The 20,673-nt window shown below is 69.6% G+C and carries 24 protein-coding genes; 7 read left to right on the top strand and 17 right to left on the bottom strand.

The window, feature by feature from the left end; translation table 11 throughout:
- Positions 1 to 15 precede the first annotated feature (15 nt).
- Complete coding sequence (locus FHR38_RS21585; RefSeq protein ID WP_184536373.1) at positions 16 to 744, bottom strand: response regulator transcription factor; 729 nt, start codon at positions 742 to 744, stop codon at positions 16 to 18.
- Positions 745 to 834: 90 nt separating this feature from the next.
- Complete coding sequence (locus tag FHR38_RS21580; RefSeq protein ID WP_184536372.1) at positions 835 to 2,100, bottom strand: efflux RND transporter periplasmic adaptor subunit; 1,266 nt, start codon at positions 2,098 to 2,100, stop codon at positions 835 to 837.
- Between the two features lie 246 nt (positions 2,101 to 2,346).
- Between FHR38_RS21580 and FHR38_RS21575 the strand changes: the two genes are divergently transcribed.
- Both FHR38_RS21575 and FHR38_RS21570 read left to right on the top strand, forming a co-directional pair.
- Positions 2,347 to 3,036: a hypothetical protein gene (locus FHR38_RS21575; protein ID WP_312882324.1), complete on the top strand. Its 690-nt coding sequence runs from the start codon at positions 2,347 to 2,349 to the stop codon at positions 3,034 to 3,036.
- A gap of 17 nt (positions 3,037 to 3,053) precedes the next feature.
- Positions 3,054 to 3,446: a VOC family protein gene (locus FHR38_RS21570; protein WP_184536371.1), complete on the top strand. Its 393-nt coding sequence runs from the start codon at positions 3,054 to 3,056 to the stop codon at positions 3,444 to 3,446.
- 99 nt (positions 3,447 to 3,545) lie between these two features.
- Here the strand turns inward: FHR38_RS21570 and FHR38_RS21565 are convergent, their stop codons facing one another.
- From FHR38_RS21565 to recO, 3 genes are all read right to left on the bottom strand, one after another.
- Positions 3,546 to 3,818, bottom strand: a complete 273-nt coding sequence (locus FHR38_RS21565) for a hypothetical protein (protein ID WP_184536370.1) — start codon at positions 3,816 to 3,818, stop codon at positions 3,546 to 3,548.
- A 382-nt stretch (positions 3,819 to 4,200) separates the two neighbouring features.
- Entirely contained in the window at positions 4,201 to 5,043 is an 843-nt protein-coding gene (locus FHR38_RS21560; protein WP_184536369.1) for an isoprenyl transferase, read from the bottom strand.
- Positions 5,044 to 5,074: 31 nt separating this feature from the next.
- Positions 5,075 to 5,905: a DNA repair protein RecO gene (gene recO, locus FHR38_RS21555; RefSeq protein WP_184536368.1), complete on the bottom strand. Its 831-nt coding sequence runs from the start codon at positions 5,903 to 5,905 to the stop codon at positions 5,075 to 5,077.
- Between the two features lie 191 nt (positions 5,906 to 6,096).
- On the opposite strand from recO, the gene FHR38_RS21550 reads away from it, so the two are divergent.
- Complete coding sequence (locus FHR38_RS21550; protein ID WP_246446682.1) at positions 6,097 to 6,888, top strand: DUF4097 family beta strand repeat-containing protein; 792 nt, start codon at positions 6,097 to 6,099, stop codon at positions 6,886 to 6,888.
- Positions 6,888 to 7,316, top strand: a complete 429-nt coding sequence (locus tag FHR38_RS21545; protein ID WP_184536367.1) for a DinB family protein — start codon at positions 6,888 to 6,890, stop codon at positions 7,314 to 7,316. The genes FHR38_RS21550 and FHR38_RS21545 overlap by 1 nt, the downstream gene beginning before the upstream one ends.
- 33 nt (positions 7,317 to 7,349) lie before the next feature.
- Here FHR38_RS21545 and FHR38_RS21540 read toward each other — a convergent pair whose 3' ends face one another.
- Together FHR38_RS21540 and FHR38_RS33290 are read right to left on the bottom strand one after the other, a co-directional pair.
- A complete protein-coding gene (locus FHR38_RS21540) occupies positions 7,350 to 8,009 on the bottom strand; it encodes a response regulator transcription factor (RefSeq protein WP_312882323.1) in 660 nt (219 codons plus the stop codon).
- Positions 8,006 to 9,157 (bottom strand): sensor histidine kinase, encoded by a 1,152-nt coding sequence (locus FHR38_RS33290; RefSeq protein WP_184536366.1) that lies wholly within the window; start codon positions 9,155 to 9,157, stop codon positions 8,006 to 8,008. Before FHR38_RS33290 ends, FHR38_RS21540 begins: the two co-directional genes overlap by 4 nt.
- 164 nt (positions 9,158 to 9,321) lie before the next feature.
- Here FHR38_RS33290 and FHR38_RS32910 point away from each other — a divergent pair, with 164 nt between their 5' ends.
- Entirely contained in the window at positions 9,322 to 9,444 is a 123-nt protein-coding gene (locus tag FHR38_RS32910) for a hypothetical protein (protein WP_281384897.1), read from the top strand.
- 72 nt (positions 9,445 to 9,516) lie between these two features.
- Here the strand turns inward: FHR38_RS32910 and era are convergent, their stop codons facing one another.
- The 5 genes from era to FHR38_RS21510 are packed head-to-tail and all read right to left on the bottom strand — an operon-like array spanning position 9,517 to position 13,753.
- Entirely contained in the window at positions 9,517 to 10,428 is a 912-nt protein-coding gene (gene era, locus FHR38_RS21530; RefSeq protein WP_184536365.1) for a GTPase Era, read from the bottom strand.
- A 17-nt stretch (positions 10,429 to 10,445) separates the two neighbouring features.
- Positions 10,446 to 10,832, bottom strand: coding sequence for a cytidine deaminase-like protein (locus FHR38_RS21525; protein ID WP_184536364.1), 387 nt, complete (start codon positions 10,830 to 10,832; stop codon positions 10,446 to 10,448).
- Entirely contained in the window at positions 10,825 to 12,216 is a 1,392-nt protein-coding gene (locus FHR38_RS21520) for a hemolysin family protein (RefSeq protein WP_184536363.1), read from the bottom strand. The genes FHR38_RS21525 and FHR38_RS21520 overlap by 8 nt, the downstream gene beginning before the upstream one ends.
- The gene (gene ybeY / locus FHR38_RS21515) at positions 12,216 to 12,683 is read right to left on the bottom strand and encodes an rRNA maturation RNase YbeY (RefSeq protein WP_184536362.1); all 468 of its coding nucleotides are present in this window, start codon (positions 12,681 to 12,683) and stop codon (positions 12,216 to 12,218) included. The genes FHR38_RS21520 and ybeY overlap by 1 nt, the downstream gene beginning before the upstream one ends.
- Positions 12,684 to 12,700: 17 nt before the next feature.
- Complete coding sequence (locus FHR38_RS21510; RefSeq protein ID WP_184536361.1) at positions 12,701 to 13,753, bottom strand: PhoH family protein; 1,053 nt, start codon at positions 13,751 to 13,753, stop codon at positions 12,701 to 12,703.
- A 363-nt stretch (positions 13,754 to 14,116) separates the two neighbouring features.
- Here FHR38_RS21510 and FHR38_RS21505 point away from each other — a divergent pair, with 363 nt between their 5' ends.
- Positions 14,117 to 14,686, top strand: a complete 570-nt coding sequence (locus FHR38_RS21505; RefSeq protein WP_184536360.1) for a snapalysin family zinc-dependent metalloprotease — start codon at positions 14,117 to 14,119, stop codon at positions 14,684 to 14,686.
- Between the two features lie 101 nt (positions 14,687 to 14,787).
- Here FHR38_RS21505 and FHR38_RS21500 read toward each other — a convergent pair whose 3' ends face one another.
- The 5 genes from FHR38_RS21500 to hrcA form a co-directional block, all read right to left on the bottom strand.
- Positions 14,788 to 16,170 carry a serine hydrolase domain-containing protein gene (locus FHR38_RS21500; RefSeq protein ID WP_184536359.1) on the bottom strand — a complete coding sequence of 461 codons (1,383 nt, stop codon included), beginning with the start codon at positions 16,168 to 16,170 and terminating at the stop codon, positions 14,788 to 14,790.
- Positions 16,171 to 16,291: 121 nt separating this feature from the next.
- Positions 16,292 to 16,645, bottom strand: a complete 354-nt coding sequence (locus FHR38_RS21495; RefSeq protein ID WP_184536358.1) for a histidine triad nucleotide-binding protein — start codon at positions 16,643 to 16,645, stop codon at positions 16,292 to 16,294.
- Positions 16,646 to 16,717: 72 nt separating this feature from the next.
- Complete coding sequence (locus FHR38_RS21490) at positions 16,718 to 17,452, bottom strand: 16S rRNA (uracil(1498)-N(3))-methyltransferase (protein ID WP_184536357.1); 735 nt, start codon at positions 17,450 to 17,452, stop codon at positions 16,718 to 16,720.
- Between the two features lie 6 nt (positions 17,453 to 17,458).
- On the bottom strand, positions 17,459 to 18,595 hold the full coding sequence (gene dnaJ / locus FHR38_RS21485; protein ID WP_184540027.1) for a molecular chaperone DnaJ: 1,137 nt from the start codon (positions 18,593 to 18,595) through the stop codon (positions 17,459 to 17,461).
- 89 nt (positions 18,596 to 18,684) lie between these two features.
- Positions 18,685 to 19,710: a heat-inducible transcriptional repressor HrcA gene (hrcA, locus tag FHR38_RS21480; protein ID WP_184536356.1), complete on the bottom strand. Its 1,026-nt coding sequence runs from the start codon at positions 19,708 to 19,710 to the stop codon at positions 18,685 to 18,687.
- 213 nt (positions 19,711 to 19,923) lie between these two features.
- On the opposite strand from hrcA, the gene FHR38_RS21475 reads away from it, so the two are divergent.
- Positions 19,924 to 20,655, top strand: a complete 732-nt coding sequence (locus FHR38_RS21475; RefSeq protein WP_246446680.1) for a DUF4870 domain-containing protein — start codon at positions 19,924 to 19,926, stop codon at positions 20,653 to 20,655.
- The last annotated feature ends 18 nt before the right edge of the window (positions 20,656 to 20,673 follow it).

Here is a 20,673-nt window from a genome sequence, read left to right as displayed (position 1 = left end):
CGCGCCACCGCCTGGTCACTCGTCGGCCGTTCGCGGCAACCGCAGGGCGTAGCCGAATCCGCGTACGGTGTGGATCAGCGGTGGGTCCCAGCGGTCGATCTTCTTGCGCAGGTAGTAGACGTACGACTCGACGATCCGTCCGTCGCCACCGAAGTCGTAACTCCACACCCGGTCCAGGATCTGCGCCTTGCTGACCACCCGGCCGGCGTTGACGAGGAGGTAGCGCAACAGGTTGAACTCGGTGGGCGACAGGTCGACCAGCCGTCCGCCCCGACGTACCTCGTGCGCGTCCTCGTCCAGTTCCAGGTCGGCGTAGCTGAGCACCGCGCTGGCCGGCTCGACCCGGCTGCGCCGAAGGATGGCGCGAATCCGCAGCACCACCTCCTCCAGGCTGAACGGCTTGGTGACGTAGTCGTCGGCCCCGACGGTCAGCCCGGAGATCCGGTCCTCCACCGCGTCCCGGGCGGTGAGGAAGAGCACCGGTACGGACTGCCGGGCCGGCTCGGCGCGTAGTCGTCGGGCCACCTCGAACCCGTCGAGATCGGGCATCATGACGTCGAGCACCACGAGGTCCGGCTCGAACTCGGCGGCAGCGGCAAGGGCCGCGTACCCGCCGGATGCGACCCGCACATCGAAGTCGATCAGTCGTAGTGTCGCCGACAGCAGCGCGCAGATGTTGGGCTCGTCGTCCACCACCAGTACCCTGGTCGCCCGTCGGGTCGACTCGCCCGCCTGTTGCCACATCCGCCTGCCCCCTCGCCCGTGCCCTCCGCGCACATCCCTATCGGAACCGGCTGGGAGCCAGCTAGGAATCCCATGTGATTCAGCTTGGCATCACCAACTGGCGACGATCTGGTCGCCTTCGCTGAGGCCGAAGGTGACTTCGAGGTACTGGTCGCCCCGCTGACCGACGGTGACCTGCCGCTGCTCGTCACCACCGGGGGTACGGACCAGCACGGTTGCGGTAGCGGGGTCGGTGCCGAGCCGGACCGCCGAGGACGGCACCCGCAGCGCACCCGCCACAGACTTGATCTTTACGCGGACGTTGGCGCTCTGCCCGACCAGCACGTCCGTAGGGACCTGGTCGAAGTTGACCAGAACACCGTATCGGACCATCTGGCCACTGACGGTGCCGACCGGATCGACCTGGGTGACCCGCGCCGTGAACTCCTCTCCCGGGCGGTCGCCCAGCGTCACGGTCGCAGCCAGACCGGTGACCAGCTGACCGGCGTCGGCCTCGGGGAAACTCGCCGCGACCGCCATGCCGCCGACGTCGCCCAGGGTGATGAACGCGCTGCCACTACCGACGGTGCTGCCGACCACGCCCGCCACGATGAGCACCTTGCCCGAGATCGGTGCGGTGATCGTGGTGCCGGCCAGCGTCTCCTCCGCCTCCGCGAGGACGAGCTTGGCCGCGGTCACCCGCTGCTGCGCCCGCAGTACGGCATCGGTCCCCCCATCGCCCGACTGACCGGTACGGCTGGCACAGCTCTGACCGGTGCCCCCGGCCGGCCTGCTCGGCTGATCGGATTGGGTGGACCGACTGGGGTGACCGGATGGGCCGACGGTCGGGCTCGTCGTGGCGCTTGCCGGCGGAACGGCCGTCGCGGTAGGGGTCGCACCCGCCACGCCGACGCCAACGCCGACGCCGCTGGTACCGCCGCTGCCAGCGCCGGTGCCGCTGGTGCTGCTGCCGGTATCAGCACTGGTGCCGCTACCGCCGGTGCCGCCACAGTCTCCGCCCGACTGGGACTGACCATTCGTGGTCTTCCCGGCCTTGACCAGGTCTGCCTCCGCCTCGCCAAGCGCCTCCCGGGCGGAGACCACCCGGTCCTGGACGGTGGCGGCATCGATGCGCGCCAACACCTGGCCGGCACTCACCTCGTCGCCCGGCCGTACCCGGATCTCGCTGACCTTGCCCGCCGCACGGAACCCGAGGCTACGGGTCTGGGCGGGCTGGAGCACCCCGGTCGTCGCCACCGCCAGCACGACCTCCCCCCGGTCCACCCAAGCGACCGGATCCGACCCGGTCGGCAGCGGTTCCGTACGGGTCAGGGCGTACCCGGCCGCCGACGCCAGTAGCACGACCGCCCCGGCCATCCCCGCCACCATCCATCGCGCCCGCCGATTCCCCGTCAGCCAACGTGGCGCACCCAGGCCAATACCCATGGGGGGCGAGTGTCATCGTTCCGCCTCGCAATTCACTGAGCCACACCTCGGAATTGCCTGGGAGCCACTATTCCAAGCTTGTTCCGAGCTTCACCTGACCTGGTCTGGAGGTGCCTCGGGTGGCATGGGTCGGTCTCCGGTACGGCTTTCCGGGGCGAACACTCGGAGGAGGTTCCGGTGGCGGTGCATGATCGGCGTACCCGATGGACGCTGGGCCTGACGGCAGTCTCCGCTCTGTTGATCTTCACGGCGGGCTGTGGCGGGTCGGACGACAACGACGGCACGGGCGCCGCTGGTGGCGCGGACGGCACCAACAGCCTCGCCGCGTACACGAAGTGCCTCAAGGAGCAGGGCATCGACGTACCCGACCTGCCCACCGGACGCCCCTCCGGCGGACCGCGCCCCGACGGTACGGCGGGGCGTCCCTCTGGTGGCCCACGTCCCGACGGCTCTGGAGCGCCGCCCGGCTTCCCGTCCGGACGGCCGTCCGGCGCTCCGTCCCCGGGAGCCTCCGGCCGACCGGGCGATGGCGGTCCCGGTGGTGGTCCCGGTGGTCCCGGTGGTGGCTTCGGCAACCTACGCCCCGAAGGGGTCGACGACGCGACCTGGCAGAAGGCGCAGGAGGCCTGCCGGTCGGTGCTGCCGACCGGTGGCCCGGGTCGTGGCCAGAACGGCGGCAACGGGCAGAGCAGCAACGGGCAGAGCGGCAACGGCGAGCCGGGCACCAACGCCGCCTATGCCAACTGCCTGTCGGATCGGGGCGTACGGCTCACCACCGACCTGAACACAGCGGATCCGACGGTCGCCGAGGCGCTGAAGGCGTGCCAGGTGCTCAGCCCAGCACCTTCCGCGACACCCGGCAACTAGCCATCTAGGCTCAGGCGGTGCGAATCGCGCTCTTCACCATCGTCGTGGCCGAGTACGACCCGGCAATCGCGTTCTTCGTCGACGTCCTGGGCTTCGAGTTGGTCGAGGACTCCCCGTCGCTGACCAACGACGGTCGCCCGAAACGGTGGGTCGTCGTCCGGCCGCCCGGTGCCGAGACGGGCATCCTGCTGGCTCGTGCCGACGGTGAACGGCAGACCGCCGTCGTGGGTGACCAGGTCGCCGGCCGGGTCGGCTTCTTCCTCCAGGTCGACGACTTCGATGCCAGCTACGAACGGATGGCGGCGGCCGAGGTCACCTTCGTGACCGAGCCACGGATCGAGCCCTACGGTCGGGTCGCCGTCTTTCTCGACATCGCCGGCAATCGGTGGGACATGGTCGGTCCCGCCTGATCATGGATAACCGACGACCGGGTAACGGTCGCCGGTTGGGTTGGCTGCCGGTCGGGCTGGCTGCCACGACGCGATCGACGTGGCAGCCAGCAGTCCCACTCAGCTACGCCGGAACGCGTACTGACGGCTCCGACCGATGTTGGAGTTACGTACCGATCCGGGGATTCCACCCCGACTCCGACGGGATGGACCGGCCTTCGGTGTGATTCGCCCGGCAGTGGGTTCATCCCCCACGCTCGGCAGATCCACCGGCACCGACAGGTCGACCGGTACCGGCAACTTCAGCTCCGACAATTCCGGCTGGGGCACGCTGGTGCTCGCCCCGGTGCCGCTGTTCCTGGGGGTCGTCCTGGACTTTCGCTTGGTAGCCATCCGGTGTCTCCTTCTCTGCTGAGACCCGCCCGAGGGGGTCTGCTGAGACCCGCCCGAGGGGCAGATCGCTGGATAGGGATCTCCCGGGCGTTTCGTCGTATCGAAAGAGTCACCACACTGGCGCAACCACCAGGGCCGGTGAACAAGAAGATGCGGACGCCCGGGTGCACGACCACCCCGCAGGGGGCCGGCACACGCTAGAAGAGGGCGTCAGTTACGCATACGACCAGGATAGGCCGCCCGGTCCGGCACCGCATCCGAATATCTCCGCACTGGCTCGGCTCACGTCGGTGGCGACCCCGCCCCGGCCCACGTCAGTGGCGCTGACCCCCCGACATAAATCAGGCTGCACGGTGCAGGGCGCAGAGCGGGCGGACCCGTTTCAGCTCTCCGCCGACGCCCATCCCGATGCCGGGGCGGGGGCGACCGGGTTGGGCAACGCGCCCCCGAACCGGCGATCACGCTGGGCGTACAGCTCGCAGGCGTACCAGAGGTGCCGACGGTCGAAGTCCGGCCAGAGGGTGTCCAGATAGACCAGTTCGGCGTACGCGCTCTGCCAGAGCAGGAAGTTGGAGATCCGCTGCTCGCCGGAGGGGCGCAGGAAGAGGTCCACCGGGGGCACCTCCGGGTGGTAGAGGTACCGCGAGATCGTCTTCTCGTTGACCTTGTCCGGATCGATCCTGCCGGCGGCCACGTCCCGGGCGATCGCGGCGGCGGCGTCGGCGATCTCGGCCTGCCCGCCGTAGTTCACGCAGAACTGCAACGTCAGGGTCGAATTGCCCCGCGACATCTCCTCGGCGGTCTGCAACTCGGAGATCACACTCTTCCACAGCCGACCGGCCCGCCCCGACCAGACCACCCGTACGCCCAGATCGACCAACTGGTCCCGGCGGCGGCGGATGACGTCCCGGTTGAAGCCCATCAGGAAGCGCACCTCCTCGGGCGAGCGCCGCCAGTTCTCAGTGGAGAAGGCATACGCCGACAGGTAGGGAATGCCCAGCTCGATCGCGCCTTCGATGGTGTCGAAGAGGGAGAACTCCCCCGCCTCGTGCCCCTTGGTCCGGGGCAGGCCACGCTGCTTGGCCCAGCGTCCGTTGCCGTCCATGACCACGGCGACATGCCGGGGTTTGGCATCGACGGGCAGCGCCGGCGGCCGGGCACCGGACGGGTGCGGCGTGGGTGGCGTCGGCTGTCGCCGGCTACCGCCGACCATCGATCGGATCATGCTGCATTCCCCTCACGTGGACTCACACCCGTCACTGCGCCCCTGGTCCGGGAACCGGACGGTGGCCGGCGGACCGATCGGTCGGTGGTATGGGCGGTCCGTCCCGATCGACCAGCGGCAGGGAGCGTAACGCGCGCTCCAGATGCCACTGCAGGTGCGCCGCCACCAGCCCACTACATTCCCGCCGGTTGCCCTGCTCAGCCGCATCGGCGATCCGCCAGTCGCCGGTGGTGAGGGCGGACATCAGGTCGATGGTGGCCGGTGCCGGATGGGCCGCGCCGGGTGGGCGACAGTCCGGGCAGACACACCCCCCAGCCGGTACGGAGAACGCCCGGTGCCGGCCCGGCGTACCGCAGACAGCGCAGTTGACCAGGGCCGGGGCCCAGCCGGCCAGCGCCATGCCGCGCAGCAGGTACGCGTCGAGCACCAGGGTGCTGGCGTGGCTGCCGTCGGCAAGCGATCGCAGTGCGCCCAGGGTGAGCTGGAAGAGCCGCAGGGACGGTTCCCGTTCGACCGGGGTGAGCCGCTCGGCGGTCTCGGCGATGGCGCTGGCCGCCGTGTACCGGGGATAGTCGCCCAGGAACCGCTTGCCGTACAGGTCGATGCCCTCGACCTGGCTGATCGTGTGCAGGGAGCTGCCGACGTTGCCCTGCGGATCGCCGGCGAGTTGCAGGTCGACGTGGCCGAACGGTTCCAGCCGGGCCCCGAACCGCGAACTGGTACGACGTACCCCTCGGGCGACCGCCCGGAGCCGACCGTGCCGGCGGGTCAGCAGGGTGATGATCCGATCGGACTCGCCGAGCTTCTGTACCCGGAGCACCACCGCGTCGTCGCGGTAGAGCTGTCGGCGGTATCCGGGCATCCGCCTATTCTCTCCCCTCGGCGATTCATCGGCCGCACCCTGGTCCCCCTGTTGTGGCGTTGCCCGAACGACATCGGCGAAAGATCGCGCACACCGTACGTCGACCCCGAGACGTTCTCAGGGTCCGCCCAGGGTCGGGCACCGGCTATTCCCTGATGCGACGATCGGCCGGCACCCGTAGCGTGCCGCACATGGCTCTTCCTCGAATCATGACGACAACCGTGGCAGCGGGCGTGCTCGCCCTGATCGCCCTCTCCGGCTGCGACTCCCTGGCGGAGAGCCGGCTCGACTTCGACAACACCGAGGAAGTCAAGGTCACGCAGATCATCGTCACCCGTGGTGGCTCCGGCGATGTCGTGGTGAACACCGGCCCGGTCTCCCACGTGCAGATCAAGCGGGTGGTGCGCTATCGCGGTGGGGAACCGCGCACCACCGGGGCCTACCGGATCGACGGCACCGAGCTGACCCTGGACGCCGACTGTGGCCGGCAGTGCAGCGTCTCCTATGACATCCTCGCCCCTGAGGGAGTCTCGGTCCGGGGCGAGAACGGCTCGGGCGAGGTGCTCCTCACCCGGGTCGGCACGGTCGACATCAAGGTCGGTTCCGGCGCGGTCGACATCAACGGGGCGTCCGGCACGGTACGGGCCGAAACCGGCTCGGGCGACATCACCGTCCGCGACATCAAGGGCGCGGTGACGGCCCTGACGGGTTCCGGCGAGATCACCGGACGGAGACTCGGCGGGGGGAAGGTCGATGTCGAGACGGGATCGGGTGCCATCTCGGTGACGCTGGAGACGGTCGCGTCGGTACGTGCGTTCACCTCAAGCGGTGAGGTCGAACTGGTGGTGCCGTCGGGTAGTTACCGGGTGACCGTCAGCACCGGATCGGGAGACAAGAACGTCAGCGTGCCGCACGACCCCAGCGCCACCGACCAACTCGACGTGGAGGCGGGTAGCGGGGGCGTGACAATCAGGCAGCGCTGATGCCGGCTGGGGGCTGGTCGGCCGGGCCGTCGGAGGACCCGTTCGCCCCCTCCGGCCAGTTGACCGAGGATCCGTCGACCGTGGTGGACCGAGCCGTGGCGGCCTCGGCCGACGCGTGGGCGACCATCGACGACGACGCGCCGCAGGTGCCGACCCCGCTCCCGCAGGGCGCGATGCCGGCATGGCTCGGTGCCGGCGCGTGCGCGCTGGACGCGGCAGTGCACGCGTGGGACATCGCTATCGCCTCCGGCCAACCGTCACCGCTGACCCCGGGGATGGCCCGGCCGCTGATGGCCGTCGCCACCAGGCTCGTCGAACCACTGCGGGCATACGGCGTCTACGCACCGTCCATCGAGCCGAGCGCCGCCGCCGATCACGTCGAGATCCTGCTCTGCTACCTCGGTCGGCGACCCAACGAGACCGCCTGACGGGGTTGGCCGTTGGGGGTGTCAGAACGAAGATCAGCGGGAGTCGTGCACCAGCAGCGCGATCTGCACCCGGTTGTTGAGATCGAGCTTGGCCAGGATCCGGGACACGTAGGCCTTGACGGTGGCCACGCTCATCAACAGTTCCCTGCCGATCTCGCTGTTGGTCCGCCCCTGACCGACCAACACGGCCACCTCCCGCTCCCGACTGCTCAGCAGCGCCAGCATCTGCCGGGCCCGGTCCCGCCGGGGATCGACGCTCGACTGGGCAACGTAGCCCATCATCCGGCGCAGCACCTCGGGCGAGAGCATCGGCTCACCCGAGGCGACCAGCCGGATGGCATGGGCGATCTGCGGCGGGGGTGTGTGCTTGAGCAGGAAACCACTCGCGCCGGCTCGCATCGCACGCTGGATGTGGGTGTCCGTGTCGAAGGTGGTAAGGATGATCACCTCTGGCGGGTCACGTCGGGCCCGCAGGTGTTCGGTCGCCGCGAGTCCGTCCAGCTGCGGCATCCGGATGTCCATCAGCACGACATCGGGTCGGTGCTGGTTGACCGCCGGTACGACCTCGGTGCCGTCGGCCACCTGCCCGACCACCTCGATCCCGTCGAACCCGCGCAACATCATGGCCAGGCCGGCGCGGACCAAGGCGTCGTCGTCGACGATGAGCACTCGTACGGGTGTCGTGGCGGTCACCGTGGCAACCAGGCCCGGAGCTGGAACTCGCCGTCCGGCGTACGAGCGTGTTCCAGCCGTCCACCGACCAGGTCGACCCGTTCGCGCAGGCCGATGAGCCCGGTGCCCGTACCCGGAATCTCCGTGGCCGTGCCCCCGGCCGGCAGCCGGTTGCGGACCTCCACGCGCAGACCCTTCGCTCCGGACGCCTCGACCGTCACCCACACCTGGGCGCCCGGAGCGTGTTTGCGCGCGTTGGTCAGGCCCTCCTGGACGATCCGGTACACGTGCCGGCCGAGACCGGTCGGCACCTGGGACGGTGCAGCGATCCGGTTGTCCAGGGTGACCGGTGCCCCGGCCTGGCGGGCCTGCTCCACAAGCGCCGGCAGGTCGTTGAGGGTGGGTTGCGGCCGCTCGACGACGGACGTGTCCTGCTCCGCCCGCAGCATGCCGATCACCTCCCGCAGATCCTCCAGGGCATCGTAGGCGCTCTGCCGGATGACCCCGGCCGCGTGCCGCTCCTCGGCCGAGGCGTCCCGGCGAAACTCCAGCGCACCGGCATGCACGGCCAGCAGGGAGATCCGGTGGGCGAGCACGTCGTGCATCTCCCGGGCCAACCGCTCGCGTTCCAGGTGTCGGGCCTCCTCCACCCGGAGCCGCTGCTGCTCCTCGGCATCACGGGCCCGCTCCCGCAGCGAGTGGACGAGGAGCCGCTGCGAGCGGACGAACATCCCGGAGGTAATCAACGCGGCGTCCAGCGCCAGGAAGACGACCACCGTCTCCCAGAAGGCCCGTGGATCTTCGGTGGTCAGCCAGAAGACGACGGTGAGGATGCTCATGTGCACCCCACCCACTGCGGCGGCGACCGGCCAGGAGCGACGTACGGCGATCGCCAGCAGGCCCAGCATGACCGCGCCGATCACGCCGGCGAAGATCATGCTGACCGGGACCAGCACCAGGGTGCACGGGACCAGTCCCCGCCGCCGCCGGCAGAGTGTCAGGCCGGTGCTGACCACCGCGAGCACCGCCAGTTCCAGGACGAGTGGGGGATAGTCGTCGGCCGGGTCGGAGGCACGTGCACCGAGGGCGAAGAACACACCGACCCCGGCGATGGCGAACGCGTACCGCAGGCTGGCGATCAGGTCCCGGGTAGACCGCTGATTGTCCACCTGGCGAAACCTACTAACCAGCCGGAGCTGGCGATGCGGCCACCGGTCGGCGACCGGCCAACTTTGGTCGATGCTCGCGCCGCACCAGGACGCCCCTGTCTTCCACCCCATGTCACCCGGCTGCTGCCCTCAGGGGCAGCCTCGGGTCGTACTCCTGCCATGGTATGAGGAGCCTCCCGCGCGCGATCGCGCCAAGCGCGGACCCGCTCTGCCGGCAACTCGCCGAGATCGTCCCCGCCGACGCCGCGTCCGTAGTGGTGGAGCTGGCCCGGGCACGGGGGCGGTGAGCCGAGCGATCAGTCAGCGACTCATGGCATGTCGCGATCGAGCGGCGAGCGCCGGAGCCGCCCCCGGCCGGGTCAGAAGCCGAGCTTACGGAGCTGCTTCGGGTCGCGCTGCCAGTCCTTGGCCACTCGGACATGCAGGTCGAGGTAGATCCGGGACCCCAGCAACTCCTCGATCTGCCGCCGGGCCCGAATGCCGACATCCTTGAGTCGGCTGGCTCTGTGCCCGATGACGATCGCCTTCTGGCTGGGCCGCTCCACGTACACGTCGGCATAGATCTTGATGAGCTTCCCCTCGGGAATCATCTCCTCCACCACGACGGCGATGGAGTGGGGCAGCTCGTCGCGTACGCCCTCCAGGGCTGCTTCCCGGATCAGCTCGGCGACCATGACCTGCTCGGGGTCGTCGGTCAGCATGTCGTCGGGATAGAGCTGCGGCGAGGGCGGCAGGTAGCCGGTCATCACCTCGACCAGCGTGTCGACCTGGTGCCCAGAGAGCGCGCTGACGGGGACCACCGCGGCGAACTCGCCGAGCTCGCTGACCGCCAGCAACTGCTCGGCCAGTTGCTTCTTGTCCACCAGGTCGGTCTTGGTCACCACGGCCAGCACCTTGGCCTTCAGCTCGGCCAGCTCGCCGGTGATGAACCGGTCACCTCGCCCGATCGGCTCGTTCGCCGGGATGCAGAGACCGATCACGTCGACCTCGCTCCAGGTCTGCCGGACCAGATCGTTGAGCCGCTCGCCGAGCAGCGTGCGCGGCCGGTGCAGTCCCGGCGTGTCCACCAGTACGAGCTGCGAGTTCGGCCGGTGCAGTACGGCCCGGATGACGTGTCGGGTGGTCTGTGGCTTGTTGGACGTGATCGCGATCTTCTGGCCGATGATCGCATTGGTAAGGGTGGACTTGCCGGCGTTGGGGCGGCCGACGAAGCACGCGAAACCCGCCCGGTATGGCTGCTCGTCCGGAGAGTCGCCCTGCTGTCCCGTCATTCGACCACCGCGCCCCGTCATTCGACCACCGTGCCGAGCAGGGCACCGTCCGGGGCCGCCACGTGGATCGGCGCGTCCGCGGCAAGGTCCCGCACGGCGGCGTGTCCGCCGCCATCCAGGGTCGACGCCTCGGTGACCACCGCCGCCGCCTCGATCCGGGTGGCACCGGCGGCGACCGCGGACGCGACGGCCAACTGCAACGCGGTGATCGTCAGCGACGGCAGCGCCACGTTGGCGGCCGCATAGGTACGACCGTCCTGGTCCCGTACTGCCGCCCCCTCGACCGCGCTGATGCGGGCCCGCGCGCTGCGGGCCAGGATCACCAGCTTGGCGTCCTCGGCGCTCAACTCCACCGGTACGGGTGTGGCCCCCGGGGCGGTGGACGCGGCAGTTGACTCAGGCATCAGCGGGTTGCCTCTCCTCGGACCGGCTCTGGTTACCGCGCGAGTCCGGCCGGTCAGCACGGCCCGCTCGGTCGTTCTCATCGATCGGCTCCACCCGGTGCACCAGCACCGAATCGATCCGGTTGCGTCGGCCGGTGGTGCCCTCGGCGATCAGCCGGAGTCCGGCCACCTCGGCCTGGGCGCCGGGGATGGGTACCCGGCCGAGCGACTGGGCGAGCAGGCCGCCGACGGTGTCCACCTCGTCATCGGCGAGTTCCACGTCGAACAGCTCGCCCAGATCCTCCACGGGCAGCCGGGCGGTGACCCGGACGCTGCCGTCGTCGAGGTGCTCCACCGGGGGGCGCTCCACGTCGTACTCGTCGGTGATCTCGCCGACGATCTCCTCCAGGATGTCCTCGATCGTGACCAGGCCACCCGTGCCGCCGTACTCGTCGACCACGATCACCAGGTGGGTCCGGGCCGCCTGCATCTCGGAGAGCAGGTCGTCGACCGGCTTGGACTCGGGTACGAAGGTCGCCGGGCGCATCAGCTCGGAGACCGGCGGGTCGTCGGCACCGGGTGGGGCGCCCTGGACCCGGCGGATCAGGTCCTTGAGGTAGAGGACACCGAGCACGTCGTCGACGCTCTCACCGATCACCGGGATACGGGAGAAACCGGAGCGCATGAACAGCGTCAACGCCTGGTGGGTCCGCTTGTGCGCCTCGATCCACACCATCTCGGTGCGTGGCACCATCACCTCGCGGACGATCGTGTTACCGAGCGCGAAGACCGATTGGATCATCTGCCGTTCGCCGTGCTCGACGACCCCTCGCTGCTCGGCCAGGTCGACCAGCTCCCGCAGCTCGACCTGGGTGGCGAAGGGGCCTTCGCGGAAGCCCCGTCCCGGGGTGACCGCGTTACCGATCAGGATCAGCAGCGAGGCGAGCGGGTTGAGCGCCCGCCCCAACCACCGGACCAGGGGTGCGGTCGTCCGGCCGACGGCGTAGGCATGCTGTCGGCCGATGGTACGCGGACCGACACCGACGACCACGAAACTGATCACCGTCATCGCACCGGCCGTGACCAGCGCCGCCGTCCAGCCAGCACCGAACGTGTCGACAGCGACCAGGGCGACCAGGGTGGTGGCGGTCAGCTCGCAGAGCAGACGTACCAGCAGGAGCAGGTTGAGGTGGCGGACCACGTCACCAGCGACGAGTTGGAGGGCTCGGGCACCTCGTACGCCATCCCGGGCGAACTCGGCGGCGCGGGCCGGCGAGACGACGGCCAGGGCGGCCTCGGTCATGGCGAAAATGCCGGCGAGTACCACCAGCCCCGCTGCGCTGAACAACAGTTGCAGATCCGGCAGGCCGGCGGGAACGCCGGCGGCGGCTAAGTGGGCGGGCATCACTGTGCTCGCGCTGCCCGCCAACCGGACAGCAGGCGAGCCTGCAGCTCGAACATCTCCCGCTCCTCCTCCGGCTCGGCGTGGTCGTAACCCAACAGGTGCAGAACCCCGTGCACGGTCAGCAGTTGCAGCTCGTCGGCGGGCGTGTGACCAGCGGTGGCAGCCTGCTTGGCGGCCACCTCAGGGCAGAGCACGATGTCACCGAGCAACGCCGGTTCGGCTCCGTTGACCTCGCCCGGACCGTGGTCGATGCTGCCCTCGTCCATCGGGAAGGCGAGTACGTCGGTCGGCCCGTCCCCGCCCATCCACCGGTGGTTGAGTTCGGTCATGTACTCGATGTCGACGAGCAGCACCGACAGCTCGGCGAGTGGGTTGACGCCCATCTCGTCGAGGGCGTGCCGGGCCACGGCGAGGATGGCGTCGGTGTCGACCTGGACACCCGACTCGTTAGTGATCTCGATGGACAACTGCTTCCCCTGTTGACTTAGCGACGACGGCCGGCTCGGCCGCTTTGTGCGGTACGACCGGGCACGGCGTGTACGCCCTGTTGCGCCTCCCGCTCGGCATCCCAGCGGGCGTACGCGTCGACGATGTCGCTGACCAGCCGGTGGCGGACCACGTCGGTGCTGGAGAGCTGAGCGAAGTGCACATCCTCCACACCCTGGAGGATGTCACGCACCATCCGCAGACCGCTGGTCGTCCCGCCAGGCAGGTCGACCTGGGTGACGTCCCCGGTGACCACGATCTTGGAACCGAAGCCTAGCCTGGTCAGGAACATCTTCATCTGCTCGGGGGTGGTGTTCTGCGCCTCGTCGAGGATGATGAAGGCGTCGTTGAGCGTGCGACCCCGCATGTAGGCCAGCGGTGCCACCTCGATCGTGCCGGCCGCCATCAGTTTCGGGATGGAGTCCGGGTCGAGCATGTCGTGTAGCGCGTCGTAGAGCGGGCGCAGGTAGGGGTCGATCTTCTCGTTGAGCGTGCCGGGCAGGAAGCCCAGCCGCTCCCCCGCCTCGACCGCCGGCCGGGTCAGGATGATCCGGTTGACCTGCTTGGCCTGTAGGGCCTGCACGGCCTTGGCCATCGCCAGGTAGGTCTTGCCGGTGCCGGCGGGGCCGATGCCGAAGACGATGGTGTGCGCGTCGATCGCGTCGACGTACCGCTTCTGCCCGAGGGTCTTGGGACGGATGGTCCGGCCCCGACGGGAGAGGATGTTGAGGGTCAGAACCTCGGCGGGCCGCTCGGTGGTGCCCTGTTCGAGCATCCCGACGGTGCGCCGGACGGCGTCGCTGGTCAGTGTCTCGCCCTTTTCGATCAGTTCGAGCAATTCGGTGAAGAGCCGCTCCGCGAGCGCGTTGTCAGCCGGGACACCGGTGATGGTGATCTCGTTGCCCCGTACGTGCACATCGCTGTTGATCGAGCGCTCGACGAGTCGGAGGATCTCATCTCCCGCGCCGAGCAGGTTCACCATGATCTTCGAGTCAGGAACCGTGATCCTGGTCTGCACCCGGGCCTGCCCGGGAGGCGGTGTACCGGTCATAGGTCGGGCCCGTGGGCCCTACGCCACCTGCTCTCGATCTAGGTGTCCCGCCCTGCTGGTGGGACGTGCGAACGTTGCTGCCATCGTATCGGGTCAACGCCGTGCGCACCCCGCCCATTTCCGTCGCCTTCGGCGAGCGTCGCCCACCCGCCGCAGGCGATGACTCGCCCGCCGGGCGGCACCCGGCGGCAGGAGAGCGGTAGTGCCCTGAGTTCGACGCTGATCGGACCACCGAGAAAAGGCGATATTGGCGCAGTAGGCCCATTTTGCATCATTCTGCACATGGCTGACGAAGCTTGTATCGAAACATTTCTATCTTTAAGAATAGGCCGTCCCCGTCCATGTCTCCCAGTGGAGTGAGCCATGTCCCCTCGGAAAGTCACCCGACTCCTGGCCGGACTCCTGGCCGGCGCGGTGGCGGCGATCGGTGCCCCCTTCGTCAGCGCGGCCCCGGCCGCCGCCACCTCCCTGGCCGCCACGGTCTGCTACAACACCAGCCAGGCCGGTAGCTTCGCCGGCATCGCGAACCAGGCCGCCTCGATCTGGAACAACGCGACCTCGAACGTGACGCTCTCCCAGTGCGGGTCGAACCTGCGGATCTACCAGATCACCGGCGGCGGCTCGTACGCCGTCCGTACCAGCCTCGGCAACGGCCGGGTCTACATCGACACCCAGCAGGCCCAGCAGTACAGCCCGCTACGGATCATGACCCACGAGATCGGGCACATCCTCGGCCTGCCCGACAACTACAACGGCAACTGCGCCCTGTTGATGTCCGGCGGCAGCGCCGGCACCAGCTGCACCAACCCGTACCCGAGCAGCGGCGAGGCGTCCCGGGTCGACCAGCTCTTCGGCTTCGCCCCCAGCCGTGGCGACGCGACGCACGTGTTCCAGGGCAGCTGGCCGGCACCGACCGTGCTGCCCGTCGGCTAGCCCCAGTCCGACAGCGGCCGGCGCGGTATCCCACCGCGCCGGCCGCTCGGAATGTCCGCCACAATCTGGCCGCTCGGAATATCCGTCTTAGTAAGGGCCAGTCAGGACGCGTCCGAACGGCGGAAGTCGTAGCCGTCGAAGGTCTCCTGGTTACGGGTGAACCGATAGGTCGCCCAGTGCATCCGGACCACCGCGCCGCGCTCGTCCCGGGTCAGCCGCAGCAACTCGCCAACCTCCCGGCCGGAGACGGTACGCAGCACGTCCGGCTGGTCGGGCAACGGAACGAAGACGGCTGGTGGCCGACCAGCCGCATCGTCCGCCCCCCGGGCCCGCAGCACACCGTCGCGCCACGAGAAGACGTACTCGAATCCCTCACCCCACCAGCGGCCGAGCACACCACGGTACGGTTCCGGCGCGGGGTCACCGGGAGCCCAGGCCACGATCTCGGCCGGGTCATCGGCCACGGCGGCGGCCAGCAGCCGATGGGGCAGCTCCATGATCGCGGTGGCGGTGCCGGAGGACGCCAGTACCGCACACCCCATCGCGCCCGGCGTGTCAGCGCCACCCCGGCGGCCGTAGACGGCCGACAGGAAGCCCGGCATCGCCCCGTCGTGTCCGACGTGCACGACCCGGTCGCCCTGCGGCAGCAGAATCAACCCCAGCCCGAAACCAGTGCTCCAGAGCGTCTCGTCGGTGGTGGTCAACGGCCAGCGCATCTCGTCCAGATTGCCAGACCGCAGTACGGCACCCGTCGGATCGACCACAGCCGGGTCGGCCAGGAAGGCGGCCCAGCGAGCCATGTCCGACGCGGTGCTCCAGAGCTGCGCCGCCGGGGCCACCGCGCCGAAATCGGTCGGCGGCTCGGGCCGGGCATGGTCGGAATAGGCGTCCACCAGGAATCCGGTCACCGCGGTCGGCCCCGGCTCGACGCTGGTCGCCGACAGGCCGAGCGGGCGCAACACCCGGTCGGCCAACACCTCGGCCCAGGTGCCGCCCCGCAACCGGCCCACGGCGTGACCCAGCAGGGCCAGGCCCAGGTTGGAGTAGTGGTAGCGACGGCCCGGCGGCAGCACCCGCTCCGCGCGTACCAGGTCGGCGATGAGCCGGTCGACGTCCGGCGCGTCCAGGTTGTCCCACACGTCACCGTGGGGCTCCCGCTGGAGACCGGCGGTGTGCGACAGCAGCCGGCGTAGGGTCAGCTCGCGGTGCGCCGGCACGTCGAGGTGGGCACCGATCGGATCGTCGAGATCGAGCAGGCCCTCGTCCCGGCACTGCATCACCAGTACGGCCGTGAAGGTCTTGGTCACCGAACCGATCCGGAACCGGCTCGCCTCGGTCAACGGGGTGTCGTTTCCCGTACCGCCCACGGTGCAGTTCCACAGCGGGCGATCGGCCCGGTGCAGCGCCACGGAGAGCGCCGGTACCCGCGCCTCCACCTGCACCTGTCGGGTCATCCGCTCCAGCCGTCGGCTCACCTCGGTCATCCGTCCTCCCATCGCGCCTCGCATGCCCACTCCCCCGCGCAAGATCATCGCACCGATCCTCCTGGGGAAAGGAAGGTCCCCACCTAGCGTTCTCGCCTTGGAAGGGGCCCTTCCCCACACCTCAGCGGGGGGCGAGCATCGGGCCCAACGGCGCCCCGCCGAGCACGTGGGCGTGCGCGTGCGGCACCTCCTGGCCGCCGTACTCGCCGGTGTTGAACATCAGGCGGAAGCCGTCGACCAGCAGGCCCTCGTGTTCGGCCACGTTGGCAGCGGTCTCCAGCACCTCGCCGGCCAGCTTCGGGTCCGCCTGGGCCAGGGTGGCCACGTCCACGTAGTGCTCCTTCGGAATCACCAGGACGTGTACCGGGGCCTTCGGGTTGATGTCACGAAAGGCGAGGGTCGTGTCGGTCTCCCGGACCACGGTCGCCGGGATCTCGCCGGTGACGATGCGACAGAACAGGCAGTCGGTCTTCATCCGTCGCATGTTATGCCGATACGCCGCCGGGCACCCGGCAGGAACCCACCCCGACCGGCTCGATAGGTGGCGTCACCAACGCCCGAGGCGGGCGGAGAGTACGGCGAGCGCGGCAACCCCGGCGGTGGAGGTACGCAGCACCTGCGTGCCGAGTCGTACCGGCACCCCGCCGGCGGCTTCCAGCGCGGCCAGCTCGGTCGGCGCGATCCCGCCCTCGGGCCCGACGACCAGCACGATGTCACCGGTCGCCGGCAGGGGCACCGTGGACAGCGGGGTCTCCGCCTCCTCGTGCAACACCAGACCGGCCCCCGCCGCGCCGATCCGGCGGGCCACGGTGTTCGTGGACTCGTCCGGGGCTCCGGCGACCACCGGTAGCCAGGCGCGTCGCGCCTGCTTGGCTGCCTCCCGGGCGGTCGCCACCCACTTGTCCCGGGACCGTGCCCCCCGCTCACCCCGCCACTGCGTCACCGAGCGGGCCGCCGCCCAGGGCACGATCTCGTCGACCCCCACCTCGGTCATCGCCTGTACGGCCAGTTCCCCCCGGTCGCCCTTGGCGATCCCCTGCACGACGACGAGCCGGGGATCGGCGGCGGCGACGTACTCCCGAGAGGTGACCGTCAGGTCGAGGGTGCCCCGGCCGACGGCGGTGACCACGGCGGAGGCGATGCCCCCCTGCCCGTCGGCCAGCAACAGCCGCTCACCGGCACGGAGCCGCTGTACCGTCGCGGCGTGGTGCCCCTCCGGGCCGGTGAGGGTCAGCGTGTCGCCGGACGGCAGTGACTCGACCAGGAACAGCGGTTCGCTCACCGGGGATCAGCCGTGGCCGTTGAAGGCGTCCCGCATCCGGGAGAAGAAGCCGCCCTGCTTGCTGAGCTCGGCGACCTCCTCGCCCCGGGTCTTGGCGAACTCGCGCAGCATCCGCTCCTGATCGGCGTCGAGCTTGGTGGGGGTACGCACGTCGAGGTGCACGAACAGGTCGCCACGTCCGGTGCCGCGCAGGTGGGGCACGCCCCGGGCACGTAGCCGCAGGGTACTGCCGGGCTGGGTGCCGGCCTTGACGTCGACCGTCTCCTCGCTGTCCAGCGTCTTGATGGTCAGCCGGGTGCCGAGCGCCGCCGCGGTCATCGGCACGGTCACCCGGCAGTGCAGGTCGTCGCCCTTGCGGGAGTAGACGTCGTGGGGGCGCTCGTGGATCTCGACGTAGAGGTCACCGGCGGTGCCGCCGCCCGGACCCACCTCTCCCTGCTGGGCGAGCCGGATCCGCATGCCGTCCTCGACCCCGGCGGGGATCTTGACGGTCAGCGAGCGACGGGTACGGACCCGACCGTCACCGGCGCAGGTGGGGCAGGGGCTCGGGATGGTCGTGCCGTAGCCCTGGCACACCGTGCAGGGGCGGGCCGAGACGACCTGACCAAGGAAGGTGCGCTGCACCGACTGCACCTCGCCCCGGCCGCCACAGGCTTCACAGGTGGCCAGGTGGGTGCCGGCCGCCGTACCCGCGCCGGAGCAGGTGGTGCAGAGGATCGCGGTGTCGACCGTGATCGGCGCCTCGATCCCGAAGGCCGTCTCGTGCAGGTCGAGTTCGAGCCGGATTATCGCGTCGGAGCCTGGCCTGGTCCGGGACCGGGGGCCGCGGCTCGCGCCGCCGGCCGCCCCGAAGAAGGCGTCCATGATGTCCTGGAACCCGACGAACGGGCCTGCTGCTCCGCCGGGTCCGGCACCTCCGCCGCCCGGAGCCAGGGGGTCGCCCCCCAGGTCGACGATCTGCCGCTTCTGGTCGTCGGAGAGAACCTCGTAGGCGGCGTTGATGTCCTTGAACTTCTCGTGCGCCTCCGGGTCCGGATTGACGTCCGGGTGGTATTGGCGCGCGAGCTTACGGTAGGCACGCTTGATCTCGTCGTCGGAGGCGTCCCGGTTGACGCCGAGAATCCCGTAGTAGTCCTTGGCCACTGCGTTCCGTGTCCTCATGTCTGTCTCGCGTTGCCGTCCGCCGGTCGTCCCAGGTCGGAGTCGGAGTCGGGGTCAATGCGAATCTGTGGTCAATTCTGCGCCAACAGGTCGCCAACGTAGCGTGCCACGGCGCGCACGGTGGCGATGGTGCCGGGGTAGTCCATCCGGGTCGGGCCGAGTACGCCCAGGCCACCCACGATGGTGGCGCCCGGACCGTATCCGGTGCTCACCACCGAGGTCGAGCGTAGATTGTCGATCTCGTTCTCGTCACCGATCCGGACCCGTAGCGTGCTGCTGGGCTCGGCCTCGCCGATCAGTTTGAGCAGCACGACCTCCTCCTCCAGGGCTTCGAGGATCGGACGCAGGGAGCCTTGGAAGTCGAGCAGGCCACCTCGGGTGAGGTTGGCCGTACCGGCCAGCGCGATCCGCTCCTCGTGGCGCTCGACGAGCGTCTCCAGCAGCACGGTGGAGAGGGTGGTCATGCCACCGCGCAGGTGCGGGGCCACCTCCTCGACCAGGGCCTGGACCAGCGGTGGGGTGTCGGCCAGCCGACTACCCACCAGTTTCTCGTTGACCAGGCGACGCAGGTCCGTGACATCCTCGGCCGGCATCGGGGCGGGCAGCTCGACCAGACGCTGCTCGACCCGCCCGGTGTCGGCGATCATGACGACCATGAGCCGGGTCGTCGAGATCGGTACCAGTTCCAGGTGTCGGACCGACGAGCGCGCCAGACTCGGGTACTGCACGACGGCGACCTGACGGGTCAGCTGCGCGAGCAGCCGGACCGTACGGTGCACCACATCGTCGAGATCGACCGCGCCCACCAGGAACCGTTCGATCGCCCGACGCTCGGCCGGGGTGAGCGGCTTGACCCGGGAAAGCCGGTCTACGAACAGCCGGTAGCCGCGATCGGTGGGCACCCGCCCGGCACTGGTGTGCGGCTGCCGGATGTAGCCCTCCTCCTCCAGCACCGCCATGTCGTTACGCACCGTGGCCGGGGAGACCCCGAGCTGATGCCGCTCGACGAGCGCCTTGCTGCCGACCGGCTCCTGGGTTACGACGTAGTCCTCGACGATCGCCCGAAGCACGTCGAGCTTGCGGTCATCGAGACCCATCTGCACCTCCTACCGGCTACGCCTCGTCAGCCGCCGATCCGGCGGCTTGGCACTCGACTCTAGCGAGTGCCAGTCTACGGCCAAGTTCCACCACCTCGCGATGATCACTTAGAGCTTTCTGGCCCGTGGTTCGGAAACTTCCTCACCAGTTGTTCGGAAAACTGTCTGGTACCGGTCTAGTGCCCCTTGTACTCGCCCCTTAGCGTGAGTTTCATGACAGAACCACCTCGCCCTTCCGACGGGAACAACTCCGGGGCACCGTCACCGGACCCGACCGCGTCCCCCACATCCCCCGCGTCCTACTCGATGCCGGGCGAGGTTCCCTCCCCCGGATCCGCGACATCGCCGGCCGAGCCGCCGTCGTCCGAGCCACCGTCGTACGGACCACCGTCGTCCGAGCCGCCGTCGTCCGAGCCGCCCGGGTACGGGGCGCCGTACGGGGTCACTCCCGAGTCGCCGTCCTACGCGGCATCGCCGTACCAGTCACCCGGCGACATCCCACCGTCGACGGACTATCCCGCTGGCGGGTATCCGCCACCGGGCGGCGGATACCCCCCGCCGAGTGGTGGCTACCCCCCGCCCGGCGGCCCGTACGGGGCTGCAGCCCCGGTCGGCTACGCCAACAACGACGAGAAGACCTGGGTGCTGATCGCCCACTTCGGTGGCATCCTCGTGAGCTTCATCGCCCCACTCGTAGCGATGTTGGCCAAAGGAAACGAGTCGCCGACCGTACGGGCACACGCGGTGGAGGCGCTGAACTTCCAGATCACCTGGGGCATCGCCAACATCATCGCGGCCATCCTCATGACGTGCACCCTGGGTCTGCTGTTCTTCCTGCCGCTGATCACCTTCGTCATCCTGGTCGTCTTCTCGATCCTCGGTGGTGTGAAGGCCAACGAGGGCGTGCTTTACCACTACCCGATGAGCATTCGGATGGTTAAGTAGCTCCAAGACCGGCCGCGC

It is taken from the genome of Micromonospora polyrhachis (assembly GCF_014203835.1).
Lineage (GTDB): Bacteria > Actinomycetota > Actinomycetes > Mycobacteriales > Micromonosporaceae > Micromonospora_H > Micromonospora_H polyrhachis.
The sequence above is the reverse complement of the archived record's forward strand: the minus strand, read 5'-3'. Positions and strand labels throughout refer to the sequence as shown.

Bases quoted from the DNA above. Each gene is read 5' to 3' on its own strand.
- FHR38_RS21475 (WP_246446680.1), top strand. From the start codon at position 19,924: ATGACAGAACCACCTCGCCCTTCCGACGGGAACAACTCCGGGGCACCG.
- hrcA (WP_184536356.1), bottom strand. From the start codon at position 19,710: ATGGGTCTCGATGACCGCAAGCTCGACGTGCTTCGGGCGATCGTCGAG.
- FHR38_RS21565 (WP_184536370.1), bottom strand. From the start codon at position 3,818: ATGGCTACCAAGCGAAAGTCCAGGACGACCCCCAGGAACAGCGGCACC.
- FHR38_RS21500 (WP_184536359.1), bottom strand. From the start codon at position 16,170: ATGACCGAGGTGAGCCGACGGCTGGAGCGGATGACCCGACAGGTGCAG.
- FHR38_RS21525 (WP_184536364.1), bottom strand. From the start codon at position 10,832: ATGCCTGAGTCAACTGCCGCGTCCACCGCCCCGGGGGCCACACCCGTA.
- era (WP_184536365.1), bottom strand. From the start codon at position 10,428: ATGACGGGACAGCAGGGCGACTCTCCGGACGAGCAGCCATACCGGGCG.
- FHR38_RS21545 (WP_184536367.1), top strand. From the start codon at position 6,888: ATGCCGGCTGGGGGCTGGTCGGCCGGGCCGTCGGAGGACCCGTTCGCC.
- FHR38_RS32910 (WP_281384897.1), top strand. From the start codon at position 9,322: ATGAGGAGCCTCCCGCGCGCGATCGCGCCAAGCGCGGACCCGCTCTGC.
- FHR38_RS21585 (WP_184536373.1), bottom strand. From the start codon at position 744: ATGTGGCAACAGGCGGGCGAGTCGACCCGACGGGCGACCAGGGTACTG.
- FHR38_RS21560 (WP_184536369.1), bottom strand. From the start codon at position 5,043: ATGATCCGATCGATGGTCGGCGGTAGCCGGCGACAGCCGACGCCACCC.
- FHR38_RS21580 (WP_184536372.1), bottom strand. From the start codon at position 2,100: ATGGCCGGGGCGGTCGTGCTACTGGCGTCGGCGGCCGGGTACGCCCTG.
- FHR38_RS21520 (WP_184536363.1), bottom strand. From the start codon at position 12,216: ATGCCCGCCCACTTAGCCGCCGCCGGCGTTCCCGCCGGCCTGCCGGAT.
- FHR38_RS21510 (WP_184536361.1), bottom strand. From the start codon at position 13,753: ATGACCGGTACACCGCCTCCCGGGCAGGCCCGGGTGCAGACCAGGATC.
- FHR38_RS21550 (WP_246446682.1), top strand. From the start codon at position 6,097: ATGGCTCTTCCTCGAATCATGACGACAACCGTGGCAGCGGGCGTGCTC.
- FHR38_RS21505 (WP_184536360.1), top strand. From the start codon at position 14,117: ATGTCCCCTCGGAAAGTCACCCGACTCCTGGCCGGACTCCTGGCCGGC.
- FHR38_RS21495 (WP_184536358.1), bottom strand. From the start codon at position 16,645: ATGAAGACCGACTGCCTGTTCTGTCGCATCGTCACCGGCGAGATCCCG.
- recO (WP_184536368.1), bottom strand. From the start codon at position 5,905: ATGCCCGGATACCGCCGACAGCTCTACCGCGACGACGCGGTGGTGCTC.